General features: G+C 59.3%; 10 protein-coding genes. 5 read left to right on the top strand and 5 right to left on the bottom strand.

The window, feature by feature from the left end:
• Window positions 1-406 precede the first annotated feature (406 nt).
• Window positions 407-1,642 (bottom strand): cytosine deaminase, encoded by a 1,236-nt coding sequence (gene codA / locus CYR55_RS22230; protein ID WP_101818498.1) that lies wholly within the window; start codon window positions 1,640-1,642, stop codon window positions 407-409.
• Between the two features lie 228 nt (window positions 1,643-1,870).
• Between codA and CYR55_RS22225 the strand changes: the two genes are divergently transcribed.
• Window positions 1,871-2,680: a PhzF family phenazine biosynthesis protein gene (locus CYR55_RS22225; RefSeq protein WP_101818497.1), complete on the top strand. Its 810-nt coding sequence runs from the start codon at window positions 1,871-1,873 to the stop codon at window positions 2,678-2,680.
• Between the two features lie 871 nt (window positions 2,681-3,551).
• Window positions 3,552-4,649, top strand: coding sequence for a porin (locus tag CYR55_RS22220; RefSeq protein WP_101818496.1), 1,098 nt, complete (start codon window positions 3,552-3,554; stop codon window positions 4,647-4,649).
• A 169-nt stretch (window positions 4,650-4,818) separates the two neighbouring features.
• Here the strand turns inward: CYR55_RS22220 and CYR55_RS22215 are convergent, their stop codons facing one another.
• From CYR55_RS22215 to CYR55_RS22200, 4 genes are all read right to left on the bottom strand, one after another.
• Entirely contained in the window at window positions 4,819-5,856 is a 1,038-nt protein-coding gene (locus CYR55_RS22215; protein WP_101818495.1) for a LacI family DNA-binding transcriptional regulator, read from the bottom strand.
• 320 nt (window positions 5,857-6,176) lie between these two features.
• Window positions 6,177-6,626 (bottom strand): DUF421 domain-containing protein, encoded by a 450-nt coding sequence (locus CYR55_RS22210; protein WP_101818494.1) that lies wholly within the window; start codon window positions 6,624-6,626, stop codon window positions 6,177-6,179.
• 15 nt (window positions 6,627-6,641) lie between these two features.
• Complete coding sequence (locus CYR55_RS22205) at window positions 6,642-7,160, bottom strand: hypothetical protein (protein WP_101818493.1); 519 nt, start codon at window positions 7,158-7,160, stop codon at window positions 6,642-6,644.
• A 148-nt stretch (window positions 7,161-7,308) separates the two neighbouring features.
• Window positions 7,309-8,313, bottom strand: coding sequence for a TIGR04086 family membrane protein (locus CYR55_RS22200; RefSeq protein WP_101818492.1), 1,005 nt, complete (start codon window positions 8,311-8,313; stop codon window positions 7,309-7,311).
• Window positions 8,314-8,907: 594 nt separating this feature from the next.
• On the opposite strand from CYR55_RS22200, the gene CYR55_RS22195 reads away from it, so the two are divergent.
• The 3 genes from CYR55_RS22195 (at window position 8,908) to CYR55_RS22185 (ending at window position 13,779) form a co-directional block, all read left to right on the top strand.
• The gene (locus CYR55_RS22195; RefSeq protein ID WP_101818491.1) at window positions 8,908-10,095 is read left to right on the top strand and encodes a benzoate/H(+) symporter BenE family transporter; all 1,188 of its coding nucleotides are present in this window, start codon (window positions 8,908-8,910) and stop codon (window positions 10,093-10,095) included.
• A 226-nt stretch (window positions 10,096-10,321) separates the two neighbouring features.
• Window positions 10,322-13,294 (top strand): formate dehydrogenase subunit alpha, encoded by a 2,973-nt coding sequence (fdhF, locus tag CYR55_RS22190; RefSeq protein ID WP_101818490.1) that lies wholly within the window; start codon window positions 10,322-10,324, stop codon window positions 13,292-13,294.
• Window positions 13,294-13,779: a helical membrane plugin domain-containing protein gene (locus tag CYR55_RS22185; RefSeq protein WP_101818489.1), complete on the top strand. Its 486-nt coding sequence runs from the start codon at window positions 13,294-13,296 to the stop codon at window positions 13,777-13,779. Before fdhF ends, CYR55_RS22185 begins: the two co-directional genes overlap by 1 nt.
• The last annotated feature ends 178 nt before the right edge of the window (window positions 13,780-13,957 follow it).

The following is a 13,957-nucleotide window of genomic DNA, read 5'->3' as shown; positions in this document are numbered from 1 at the left end:
CGCAGTAACGATGGGCTGTCGCCCATCGAAAAAGAAAGGCAGAAAATAAAACCGCTGAACGTGTCCTAAATAACTGGACCACTACACTGCGGCGGCCCGAATAGCCCGGAGGTGAAATGAGGGTCACCCGCGGTAGCGGGCAATGATTCAGCCGGGGCACCCAAGGCGCGGGGATGCAAGGGGCGGGCGCCTACGCGCCCCTTGCGCGGTGGCGGCAGCGGGGCCGCAGAAAGAGTGGGGGCGTATGCCAACGCAACATCCTCGATCCCCGCGAAGCGGTAAACCTCGATCCCCGCGAAGCGATAACCCCCGATCCCCCGAAGCGTTAATTCCCGCCCCCCGGCGAAACCCTAAACCTTAATAACATTAACACCTCCCCCTAATAATAACGCCTCTGTCAGGCCGGTCAGAAATAACGCACCTGCTCCGGCTCCCGCGCCATGATCACCCTGCCGCGGCGGATGGAGAGGCGCGCTTTGGCCTGGCGGCGCAACGCCTCGTAATCGTTTTCCGCATCCAGCACCACCAGATTGGCCGGGCGGCCCACCGCCAGCCCGTAGGCCTCGCCCAGGTGCATCGCCTTTGCGCTGTGATCGGTAACGAAATCCAGGCAACGGCGCAGATCCTCATAGCCCATCATATGGCAGATGTGCAGCCCGGCATCCAGCACCCGCAGGATATTGCCGTTGCCCAGCGGATACCACGGATCTTTGATCGAATCCTGGGCAAAGCAGACGTTCAGCCCGGCGCGATCCAGCTCTGCCACGCGGGTCACGCCGCGGCGTTTCGGGAAGCTGTCAAAACGCCCCTGTAAGTGGATGCTCTCGGTCGGGCAGGAGATAAAATTCAGCCCGGCCAGCCCCAGCAGGCGGAACAGTTTCGCGCAATAGGCGTTGTCATACGAGCCCATCGCCACCGTGTGGCTGGCGGTTACCCGGTCGCCCATGCCGCGTGCGCGCGTCTGCTCTGCCAGCACCTCCAGAAAACGCGACTGGGCATCGTCGGTTTCGTCACAGTGCACATCCACCAGCGCATCATGCCGCTCTGCCAGATCCATCAAAAAGCCGAGGGAGCTGACGCCCTGTTCGCGGGTGTGCTCATAATGCGGGATGCCGCCGACCACGTCCGCGCCCATTGCCATCGCGGTTTCCATCAGTTTCCGCCCGTCCGGGAACGACTCAATACCCTCCTGCGGAAACGCCACAATCTGGAGATCCACCCGGTCACGCGCCTCGTCACGCACCTCCAGCAACGCCTTCAGCGCGGTAAACGAAGGATCGGTGACGTCCACATGGGTGCGCACATGCTGGATGCCGTGATCGCGCAGCAGATCCAGCGTGGCGTGGGCGCGCCGTTTTACATCCTGATGCGAAAGCGTGGCCTTACGCTCCGCCCAGCGGGCGATGCCCTCAAACAGCGTGCCGCTCATGTTCCAGGCCGGCTCCCCGGCGGTCAGCGCAGCATCAAGATGGATATGCGGCTCCACCAGCGGGGGGATCACCAGCTGCCCGGCGGCATCCAGCGCCTCCGGCGCCGGGGGCAGCGCGCCGTGCTGGGCATCGATGGCGGTCAATACGCCCTGGTCGGCGCAGAGGGTAAACAGGCCGTTGCGGTGGCGCAGTTGGGCATTGATCAGTTTCATCGCATCTCCTCAGGCAAGGCAAATAACAACAAAGGGGTAGGCCGCCCCGGCCTGGCGGGCGGTTATACGCATTTAATGCGCCGCTTTCACAGAGTAGGGCAATTTCATTTTAAATTTTTTCACAATGTTCTATAGCTTAATAGGCATGTTACAAAAAAGTTACTTTTAAAATACCTGTTATCGTGAAGTCCGGACGATCCAGAGAGATTGCCGGTGTAAGGGGGATGTATGGATGTGGATCTGTATGAGGTCAATGCCTTCAGTAACCGGCCGCTGGGCGGTAACCCGCTGGGGGTAGTGTTACTGGACGAGTGGCTGCCGTCCCATACGCTTCAGGTTATGGCAGGCCAGGCAATGAAGCCCATCACTGCTTTTGTGGTGCAGCGTGACAAGGTCTATGAAATCCGCTGTTTTACCGCCTGGCGGGAGATCGCGCTCAACGGCTGTGCGGTGCTGGCCGCCGCCGCGGTGATCATGGACTTTTACGACCGGCACCAGCGCCGGATTGCCTTTATCCACGCCAGAGGTGAGGCGGAGGTCTGGCGGCAGGAGGGGCGGCTGCACCTGGATTTGCCGCAGTGGCGGTTGCGGCCGCGGGCTGACAGCGGCCCGGTGCTGGCGGCACTGGGGGTGACGCACGGGGAGGTCTGGCAGGGGCGGGATATGGTGGTGGTGCTGGAGAGCCGGGAGCAGGTCGCGGCACTGAGGCCCGATTTCATCCGGCTGGCACGGCTGCCGGCGGCGCTGGTGGTGGTGACGGCCGCCGATCGGGACGACCACTATGTGCTGCGCGCCTTCAGCCCTGCGACCGGCGTCTGTGAGGATTTCGCCACCGCCACGGCACACTGTGCGCTGGCCCCGTTCTGGGCAGCCCGGCTGGGCAGGAACCCGTTGCAGGCGGAGCAGCTCTCCTCGCGGCGGGCAGAGTTCACCTGTGAACTGCTGGGCAACCGGGTAGTGATTGAAAGCCAGGTTTTGCAGGTGCGCCATAAACTGTTGACCCTTCCCCGTGAGGTGACCCAACCCTCCTCGCTGTAGCCATGATGCTTTTCCTGGACGCAATTTTATAGGGCCAGGCCATTACCCGCTGTAATCACGGCGGGTAATGTTATTGCGCTAATTATTTTCGCATATATTATTTCCCCGGCAGCTATTCATGCCCGCCGCCGTTATTCCGGCAATGCCCGCCGGAATCGCCTATTTCCCTGAAGGGCGCGCCAAAAAAAACAGACGTTTTCTTTACAGTTGCCGTTCGCTATCCCGCGTGCGCGTTATCACATTATTGTCTTTCCTTTTCCGGCACAGGCAAGAGAGCAGGGCGGAAATAAGGCATATCCCAATAAAGACGTCAAATTCATCGTGAGATAAAGGGTGTTAGCATCCTCACACTCCTGATGAATTTCCCACAATTACCCGGTAACAAAAAGACATGAATTTGCACTATACCAGTGCATTGCACCAAAAAACAGCACCACTATAGACAAAAAAAGACTATATTCAGTGAGTTATCGCAAATAGTGTATTTTACATTTAGTTACATTCATTTTCATAAAAAATACAGTTCTGTGGTTATTTTTTCATTTTAACTTTTTGTGCTTAATGTTATGGTTTCTTCCGCTTACCGTCAGAAGCAAAAAGAAATACTCTGACACCAAATTTTCAACATACGTAAAACGGTGCTAAATAATGCCGCGCTGGGTTTTAATAACCCAGGCTTTAATAACATTGAATTTAATAACCTCAGCTTTAATAAACGCGCTTGTAGCCAATCCACAGAATTTGGCAGGGCCCGGCATTACCTGGAAAACAGTACGATCTGGGAAAACGTTATCTAAAAAAGGTAACGGGATTTTATAAACAAAAAACAATATCTGATAAACGCATTCTTTAAATCAAGGAAACGCAAATAATGATGAAGCGCAGTCTCCTGGCCCTGGCGGTCTCCTTTATCGCGGCCTCTGGTGTGGCCCATGCCGCAGAGATTTATAATAAAGACGGTAATAAACTCGATTTATATGGCCGTGTGGCAGCGAAATATGTGTTCACGGATAACGCCAATGCTGACGGCACCTATGTGCGCTTTGGTTTCAAAGGTGAGACACAAATCACTGACCAGCTGATCGGCTATGGCCAGTGGGAATATAACGTGCAGGCCAACAACTCTGAGGGCAGCGATGCCCAGAGCGGCAACAAGACCCGCCTGGGCTTTGCCGGCCTGAAGTTCGGCGAGTATGGCTCCTTTGACTACGGCCGCAACTACGGCGTGGTCTATGATGCCGAAGCCTATACCGACATGCTGCCGGAATATGGCGGCGACTCCTACTCGCAAACTGACAACTACATGACCGCGCGCTCCTCGGGCCTGGCCACCTACCGTAACCGTGATTTCTTTGGCCTGGTGGAAGGGCTGAACTTTGCGGTGCAGTACCAGGGCAAGAATGACCGTGACGGCACCGCCGACGAAGGGCGCGGCAACGGCGACGGCTATGGCTTCTCGGTGGATTACCAGGACATCGGCGGCTCCGGCATCGGCGTGGCGGCGGCGTACTCTAATGCCAACCGCACCGCGAACCAGAAGAATTCCGTGGTAGGCGGCGGTGACCGGGCAGAAGCCTGGACCGGCGCAGTGAAATATGATGCCAACCAGGTGTACCTGGCGGCGATGTACGCTGAAACCCGCAACACCACCCGCATTTCCGGTGAAACCGATGCCGGTATCGCCATCAGCGGCTACGCCAACCGTACCCAGAACGTGGAAGCGGTGGCCCAGTACCAGTTCCTGAATGGCCTGCGTCCTTCCGTGGCGTATGTGCAGTCCTGGGGCAAAGAGATTGACGGCGTGGGCGATGCCGATCTGGTGAAATATGCTGAAGTGGGCGTGACGTACTACCTCAACAAGAACATGTACACCTACGTCGACTACCAGATTAACCTGCTGGATGAAGACAACGCGCTGGGCCTGCCGACGGATAACGTGGTGACAGTTAACCTGACCTACCGTTTCTGATGGTGTGAAGCAACAATTACCCTTCCTGTGTCTGCAGTGGGTAATAAAGAGAAGCGGAGCCAACCGGCTCCGCTTTTTTTATGCCCGGCAGTTTTTTAGGTCAGACAGTTTTTATGTCAGGCAAACAACCGGGAACGATCCCTGTCGCAGGCGCGACAGGGCCGTCACATTAGCTGACCTTATTCAGCGGCGTTTTGCGCCGGGGGGCTATCGATTCGCGGCTGACCGACTGCACCGGAATGCGTGACACGCTGTTCTCCTGCGTCTCGTCTTTCAGCATCTTAATCAGCAGCTCGACCGCCGTGCGCCCCAGTTCGCCGGCGTTCTGGCGGATGGTAGAGAGGCGAGGGGTGATAAGCTCGGCGTAGTTGGCATCATCGAACCCGACAATCGACATATCCTGCGGCGCGCTGAGCTGGTGGGTGCGCAACCCGTCCATCAGGCCGAGCGCCAGGTAGTCACTGCCGGCAAAAATCGCCGTCGGCGGCTCCGGCAACGCCAGCAGGGTGTCCAGCGCGTACTGGCCGAATTCGCGGGTATAGTCACCAAACAGCACCAGCTCCGGCAGGTAGGGCAGGCCAGCTTCCTCCAGCGCCTGCCGGAAGCCCTCATGGCGTTCGCGCACGCTCATCAGTTCACCCGGCCCACCCACATACGCGACGCGCTGGTGACCGGCATCGATCAGCTGTTGGGCGGCCAGCCGCCCACCGGTCACGTTGTCAGCGAAGACTTTCGGCACCTCGGCGCCGGGAATGTCTTCATCGATCAGCACGATGTTGCTCTGGCCCTGTAATTCCGCCAGCAGCTCGCCGTTATCCGGCTTGTTGGTGGCAAACAGCAGGCCATCCACCTGGCGGGTATCCAGCCAGCGGATAAACTGCACCTCTTTTTCCAGTTTATTACGCGTCACGCACAGCACCAGACTGTACTGATGGGCAGAGGCGGCCTCTTCAGCGGCCTCTGCCAGCTCAGCAAAGAAGGGGTTACTGATTTCTGGCAGAACCAGCCCGATGGTTTCACTGCCGCCCTTGCTCAGGCGGCGTGCCAGGCTGTTACCCCGGTAATTCAATGTGCTGATGGCATCCTCAATCCTTTGTGTGGTCTGTTGCGGCAACACGATACTGTTATTCAAATATCGTGACACCGTGGCTTTTGATAAGCCGGCCAGACGAGCCACATCCGATAGAACCACCCGTTTATTCGCCATAAAAGTTCACTCTGTCAGCGGGTTATTGTCAATTGCTACCCTTATTGTTAGCACAAAAACCTGTTTGATTTAACACTATCTCCTCCTACCACTGACTTATACAGGCAATGGGGGGGTTGTATAAGCTACTCCTAGGGGCAAACGGTTTCGCACTGCATTGCCTTACAGGCCATGGGGCATCTGCCCTGGGGCAGAGCCACCCGCGATTTACCCCTATAAACAGCCTGCAAGTGTAAGGATTTCGTTAAGGCCATGTTTAAGAATAACCGCAGATAAATAATAAGCGCCACGTAAAACGTTCCGGGTTCCGGCCAAGGGCATTACCCCTGTTTTTCCGGGATCACCGAAATCTTGCCGTTGGTTTCCAGAATCGCATATTTGATCTGGCTGGCGCGCTCCAGTCCCTGTTCCTGCCGCGCCACTTCCATCACGTCATCCAGGCTGATGCGTAACTGCACCATGCGCTTGTCCAGGGTTTTGCCGTTCTCAATCAGCACCACCGGGGAGCCGTCCAGCAGCAGATCGGCGGCCGGCACCTTGTCTTTGAGCATCGCGAACAGAATATCGATGGCGATCAGGGTACCGATGGTAATAAAGGCCCCAAACAGCGAGAAATCATCGCCCAGCAACGCCTGCTGGGTCGCCTCACTGATGATCAGCAGCAGGATAAAATCAAACGACGTCATCTGAAGGATCGTGCGCCGTCCGGCAATTTTGAACACCACCATCAGAAAGAGATACATACAGGCCGCACGCAGCACCATATCCATAATTTTCAACTCCTCTTAAGGATAGACCAGTTGGTTGAACTGCAACGGCGGGTGGCCGCTGAGCGTGGCCTCACTGCGGTAGCGGCCAAAGGATTTCGGCTGCACCGTGAGGTAGAGGGCGGTGGAGGCCGAGGCGGAGGAGGTCGGCAGGGTAATAATCATCCCCTGATCGGTGGTCACCATCTGCGCCGTCTGCGGCTGTACCGCAACAATCTCATAATGGTTGACGAAGTCCCCGCCAAGCTGCACCACCGCCGGGGTACGCCCCTGTGGCCACACATGCAGCACAAGCTGGATCTCCGATTGCTGGCGGGCGAAGCGGTCATATTTCAGCTGCACCGTGCGGTCACTGTTGGTAATGAGGCTGTCGCTGAGCCAGCCGTTGGAAAACAGCCCGAGCAGCGCCGCGCCGATAAAGCTGAACAACAGCAGGTAGCCGATTTTTTCCAGCAACAGCGACCGGCGCAGCCAGCGCATGTTCTCCCTGACCGGGTAGTGGCGGCTGGTGAACTCATCTTGTGGTGGGGATGCCATAGATAACTCCCGTCAATTGAAGGTGTTATAAGCGTAGTTCAGGTCAGGCGGCGCGGCAGGAAAAGAAGAGGGCATGCGGGAAGGGCACAAAAAAAACGGCCGGCAAAGCCGGCCGCCTGGGGCGTCTTATAAAAGAGAGAACGCGGGATTACAGTTTACGATGGTCAGCGGTCACGGCACGCGGCTGGGTACGACGGCCCCATTCACCGGTAGCACCGGCGACGACACCACCGATAATCAGCATAAAGAAGCCATACCAGCTTGCTTTGGAGATGCCGGCAGCGGCAACGTCAGCGGCTTCACGCGCTTTCTGTTCAGCCTGGCCTTTCAGCTCCTGGAATTTCTGGTAAGCCTGGGCATAAGACTGCTGGGCGCGCTGCACAATCTGATCCACTTCCTGATCGGATTTGCCGGTACGGGCCTTGATGATGTTTTTCAGGGCATCCACGTCAGCGGCTTGCAGGGTACTTTCACCACGGCCCATGACGCCGGTCAGCCACTGGTTCAGCGCCTGATCAGGGGCCTGTGCAGTGTTGGTTGCCTGGTTCTGCGCAGTGTTGGCTTCAGTATTTGCCTGCTGTTGCAGGTTTTCCGGTTGAAGTTCCGGCTTACCGGTCTGGCGCAGGGTGGTTTCCAGTTCGCCTTGCAGGTCATCCAGGTTGATATTGGCCTGTTGCAGCTGGTCTTTGACCATCTGGGTGGCTTGCGGGGTCACACTGGAGATACCGCTGCCCACCGCGCTCAGGCCGGAACCCGCGACGTTCACCGCGCCGCTCACGGCAGTGGTGAACACCGTCAGCACCAGATAAGTGCAGACCAGGGTATTTACCCCCCACACCAGCAGGCCATGCAGCATCCCTTCACGTTGCGCCATACGGCCGGCAATATAACCGCCCACCGCACAGGAGATCAGGATTGTTGCGACCATCCAGATTGCCGCCCCGGTACTTAACCCGCTGAACGGATTACCCTCATGTAATGGATCAATGGTTGAGGCCCCAATAGCGGTGCCCAGCATGGAAAGCAGCAGGTACGCCACCATGGATAAGATCACGCCCGCAAATACCGCGCTCCATGAAATCCGTTTCAACGGCGTCAGCGTCGCATTCACCGAGCGGTTATCCGTGATGACGTTGGCATCATAGTTGGTCATGTCATATTCCTCGCAAATTTTCCGTCAGATTACCCAGAATCAGGGTATGAACTCCTCATGGCGACCTGGTCGCACTGGCGTCCGGCAATCCGGCCGGAGCCGGTACACAGGAGGTTGTTTCTGAAAAGTTATCCTCGCGCCAGGTGCCGTTTTTTTCATGCAATTACAGGGTTAAGCGTAGTCAGTTACAGGGCTTATGCCATTGTGGGCAAAGCAAAATATCCCGTATTTGCATTAACGCCGCCATAAGGTGCTGATTGTTAAACGATGAAAAATAATAAATATTCCAAAAATGTGAGGAACTTAACAGTTTTGGCAAATAGCCTATGAAAACCGTTATTTCCGTCACAGAACCGTCATCGCAGAAGGGGGGGTTCCCCGCTAACGGCAGGCTGTCGGCAGGGAAATCGCCTGAAAAACCCGGCTGAACACGTAACCGGTTAACGCGCCTTATACCGCGCCCGCAAGCGCCCGCCTGTTAAAGGTAAGACCGGGGAAGGCCGCCACACAGGCCGCCCGCCATCACGCGCGGGGCCGCAACCGATGATATAGTGCCAGCGTGTGCGCTCTCACACGGCTAACCCGGAGATACCTATGGAAAAATTATCGGCGGCCCGGCCGGGCATCCACCTGCGCGATCTGTCCCTGTCCGCCATTATTGCCGGTTTTGTCGCGGTGCTGGTGGGGTACACCAGTTCTGCGGCGATCATCTTTCAGGCTGCCGCGGCCGCCGGGGCCACCCCGGCACAGATTGGCGGCTGGCTGAGTATGCTGGGGCTGGCGATGGGTATCTCGTCACTCGGGCTGTCGCTCTGGTACCGCACGCCGGTGCTGACCGCCTGGTCAACGCCCGGTGCGGCGCTGCTGGCCACCAGTCTGCCGGGCACCAGCCTCAATGAGACCATCGGCCTGTTTCTGTTTGCCAATGCGTTGATCCTGCTGTGCGGCGTTACCGGGCTGTTTGCGCGGCTGATGAACATCATCCCGCCGGCGATCGCCGGGGCGATGCTGGCCGGTATTTTGTTGCGCTTCGGCCTGGAGGCCTTTGGCGCGTTGCAGGGCGATCCGGCGCTGGCGGGGGGGATGTGTCTGGCCTATTTCCTCGCCCGGCGCTGGTTGCCGCGTTTTGCGGTGCTGCTGGCGCTGGCGGCCGGGCTGGCGGTGGCCGCCGGGCAGGGCGTCCTGACGTTCACCGGGCTGGAGGCGGGCTGGGTGATGCCGCCGCTGATCCGCCCGGCATTTACCTGGCATGCGCTGATCGGCATCGGCATTCCCTATTTCGTGGTGACCATGGCGTCCCAGAATGCGCCGGGGATCGCCACGCTCCAGGCGGCCGGTTATCGGGTGCCGGTGTCAGTGCTGATTAGCGTGACGGCGCTGCTGGCGCTGCTGCTGTCGCCGTTTGGCGGCTTTTCCGTGTGTATCGCGGCCATCACTGCCGCCATCTGCATGGGGCCGGACGTCCACCCCGACCCGGCGCGCCGCTATATGGCGGCCGTGGCGGCGGGCGGCTTCTATCTGCTGGCCGGGCTGTTCGGCGGGGCCATCAGCCAGTTATTCAGCGCGCTGCCCCCGGCCTTGATCCACACCATCGCCGGGCTGGCGCTGCTCGGCACGCTCTCCGGCAGCCTGTTCCGCGCGCTGCATGAAGAGAAAGAGCGCGATGCCGCGATCGTCACCTTTCTGATCACCGCCTCCGGGCTGACGCTGTTTGGCGTCGGTGCTGCCTTCTGGGGGCTGGTGGGCGGCGTGCTGGTCTGGCTGCTGCTCAGCCGCCGCTGATCTCCCCGGGCGGCTATCGTCGCCCGGTTTCCCCCGTATCAATCCTGCCCTGAAATAATCCTGCCCTGAAACGTTCGGTAACGGTTCTTCCCGTTGCGCTTGTGGCGGATAGCCTGCCGTCCTCTACGCTTATAAACAGACCCGTTAATCAGGCAGTTAGCCTGAGCGTCCGTTTTTTTCTGCCCTTAGTCGGCATTCTCAAGACCCGTGACAGGAGCCGTGTTGAATGAGTGAGGCACTCTGTACCATTACCTATGACGGCATGAAGCTCACCGGCGACGCTGACCAGCCGCTGATCGATTTCCTGCAGGCGCAAGGCATTAAGCTGCCGCATGTCTGTTACCACCGGGCGCTGACCCCGCTGCAAACCTGTGATGTCTGCTGGGTGGAGGTGGATGACGAGCTGGTGCGCGGCTGCACCCTGCGCACGCGCGACGGCCTGACCATCCGGGCGAAAACGCCGGAGGCCCATGCGGCGCAACATGAGGGGATGGACCGCATCCTCGCCAAGCATGAACTCTATTGCACGGTGTGTGAACACAACACCGGCGACTGCACGCTGCATAACACCATGGTGGATATGCACATCCCGATCCAGCGCTACGAGTACAAGCGCAAACCCTACGTCAAAGATCACTCCAACCCGTTCTACACCTACGACCCGGACCAGTGCATCCTGTGCGGGCGCTGCGTGGAGGCGTGCCAGAACGTCGAAGTCAACGAGACGCTGAGCATCGACTACAGCATGGCGCACCCGCGGGTGTTATGGGACGGCGGCGACACCATCGGCGGCTCGAGCTGCGTCAGTTGCGGCCACTGCGTCACCGTCTGCCCCTGTAACGCGCTGCTGGAAACCAGCATGCAGCCGGACGCCGGGCCGCTGACCAACATGGATCAGCCGCTGAAACGCAACCTGATCGACGCGGTAAAAGCGATCGAGAACACCACCGGCGCGGAGATCATCAGCGGTATTTCAGTGATTGACGCGCACTGGCGGCAGCCGGAGATCAAACGCACCAAGACCGTCTGTACCTATTGCGGCGTCGGGTGCAGCTTCGAGATGTGGACGCGGGATCGCGAGATCCTAAAGGTGCAGCCGGTGGCCGAAGCGCCGGCCAACGGCATCTCCACCTGCGTGAAGGGCAAATTCGCCTGGGATTTCGTCAACAGCAAAGAGCGGCTGACGATGCCGCTGATCCGCGAAAACGGCAAATTCCGTGAGGCGAGCTGGGACGAGGCGCTGGACAAAGTGGCGCAGAAACTGCTGGAGATCCGCAACATCCACGGGCCGGAGAGCATCGGCTTTATCGGCTCCAGCAAGGGCAGCAACGAAGAAGCTTACCTGACGCAGAAGATCGCCCGGTTGATCATCGGCACCAACAGCGTGGACAACTCCTCGCGCTACTGCCAGAACCCGGCCACCGAGGGGCTGTTCCGCACCGTGGGCTACGGCGGTGACGCAGGCAGCATCAGCGATCTGGAGCAGGCGGAGCTGATCGTGATCGTCGGCAGCAACACCGCCGAGAACCACCCGGTGATCGCCGCCAAAATCAAGGCGGCGCGCAAACATCACGGCCATAAACTGCTGGTGGTAGACCCGCGCAAACATGAAATGGCGGAACGGGCCGATCTCTACCTGCGCCCCACGCCTGGCAGCGATCTGGTGTGGGCCAGCGCCCTCAGCCGCTATATGTTTGACCACCAGCTGGCGGATGACGCCTTCCTGGCGCAGCAGGTCAACGGAGTGGAGGAATACCGCCGCTCGCTGGCACCGTTCACGCTGGACTATGCCGCGGAGATGACCGGCATTCCGCAGGCCGATCTGGTGGCCGCCGCCGAGATGATTGGCCGGGCGAAATCCGTGTGCATCCTGTGGGCGATGGGCATCACCCAGCACAGCCACGGCGCGGACACCAGCACCGCGCTCTCCAACCTGTTGCTGGTCACCGGCAACTATGGCCGCCCCGGTACCGGCGGCTACCCGATGCGCGGCCACAATAATGTGCAGGGTGCCAGCGATTTCGGCTGCCTGGCCAACCAATACCCCGGCTATGAGAAAGTCACCGACCCGCAGGTGCGCGCCAAATGGGCGAAGGCGTGGGGCGTGGCCCCGGAAGCGCTCTCTGACCAGGTGGGCGAGGACAATTTCAAAATGGTGCAGGCCGCCCACCAGGGCACACTCCGGGCGATGTACATCACCGGCGAAGAGACAGCGTTTGCGGACGCCGACGCCGCCAACGTGCATGACGGTTTCAGCAAGCTGGATTTCATGGTGGTGCAGGACATCTTCTTCAGCCGCACCGCCCAGTTTGCCGATGTGGTGCTGCCGGGCTGCCCGAGCGTGGAGAAAGAGGGCACTTACGTCAATACCGAGCGGCGTATCCAGCGCTTTTATGAAGTGATGCCGCCGCTGGGCGACAGCCGCCCGGACTGGTGGATCTTCACCGAGCTGGCAAAACGCATGGGGCATGACTGGGGCTATACCCACCCGTCGCAGATTATGGACGAGGTGGCCTCGATTGCCGGGATCTTTGCCGGGGTGAACTACGCCCGGCTGGAGGGCTGGGCCTCGCTGCAATGGCCGGTGGCGGCGGACGGCACCGACACGCCGCTGCTCTACACCCAGGGGTTCCACACCGACGACGGCAAAGCAACGCTCTACCCGCTGAAATGGCAGGAACCGGCGGAGCAGGCGGACGGCGACTATCCTTATACCCTGAATAACGGCCGGTTACTGGAGATGTTCCAGGGCAATAACCAGACCGGCCGGGTCGCGGGCATCCGCTGGCTGGTGCCGCACTGGTTTGTGGAGATCAGCCCGGAACTGGCCGCCCGGCTCGGCATTGCGTCCGGCCACTGGCTGAAGATCACCTCGCGGCGTGACGCGCTCGAGGTGCCGGCGCTGGTCACTGACCGGGTGCAGGGCAACAACCTGTTCCTGCCGATCCACCAGGGCAAAGATGGCGTGAATAAACTCACCGGCGAGCACCACGACCCGGATGTGAACACCCCCGCCTATAAAGAGGTGGCGGTGCAGCTGGAGGTGCTGGCGCGCGCGGCTGCCCCGGTGCCGCTGCCCGACCGTAATTTCCGTTATGGCCACCGCACGCCGATCAGCCACGTGCCGGTGGAGCAGAAGTGGGCGCAGGACGACTACGTCGCGATCCCGCTGAAATCCCCCAACCCGGAGAGATTCTGATGGCCGAACCGATTGACCATGATGTTACCCCACCCAAAATCGGGATGGATGCGTTTGAGGAGCTACATAAGCTGGTACATACGCTGCATCACCACGGCGTGCTGCGGTTCGCCAATGATGTGGTGGCCGCCAATAACCAGATTGCCGGCGTGCTGGCGCAGGGGCTGAACAAGCCCGGCACGCTGAACGCGGTGCAAAACCTGTCGGTGCTGATGATGGCGCTGTCGAGTATTCCGCCGGAGACCTTCTATAAAGTGGTGTTTGCCATGAAAGAGGGGCTGGAGGCGGTCGGGCGGCCGCAGCCGGAAGAGGGCAGCAAAAAAGAGGCACCGGGGATTGCCGGGGTGTATCACCTGCTGAATGACGAGAGCCTGTGGCGGGCGGTGACGCCGCTGCTGAACGGGCTGCGGGCGTTTGCGGCGGGGATGGAGAAGGAGGTGGATAAGCCGATTTCGGCGTTCAGTGGGAAGGAGAGTGATGCTTGATGGTTAGCTGCACTCACGGGCATTATGCCCGTTGTATTGGTTTTTAAAGGGTAGAGTGGCATGTTTCGGTTGCTCATGTGTAATTGCCTACCTAACCCTCATTGCCTCAACCGAGCAGGGCGCGCCAGTGCGCTCGCCCTGCACCCGCGCACTTTCGGTGGTTTGGCTGAATCATTGC

It is taken from the genome of Chimaeribacter californicus, from assembly GCF_002858675.1.
Classification (GTDB): domain Bacteria; phylum Pseudomonadota; class Gammaproteobacteria; order Enterobacterales; family Enterobacteriaceae; genus Chimaeribacter; species Chimaeribacter californicus.
The sequence above is the reverse complement of the archived record's forward strand: the minus strand, read 5'-3'. Positions and strand labels throughout refer to the sequence as shown.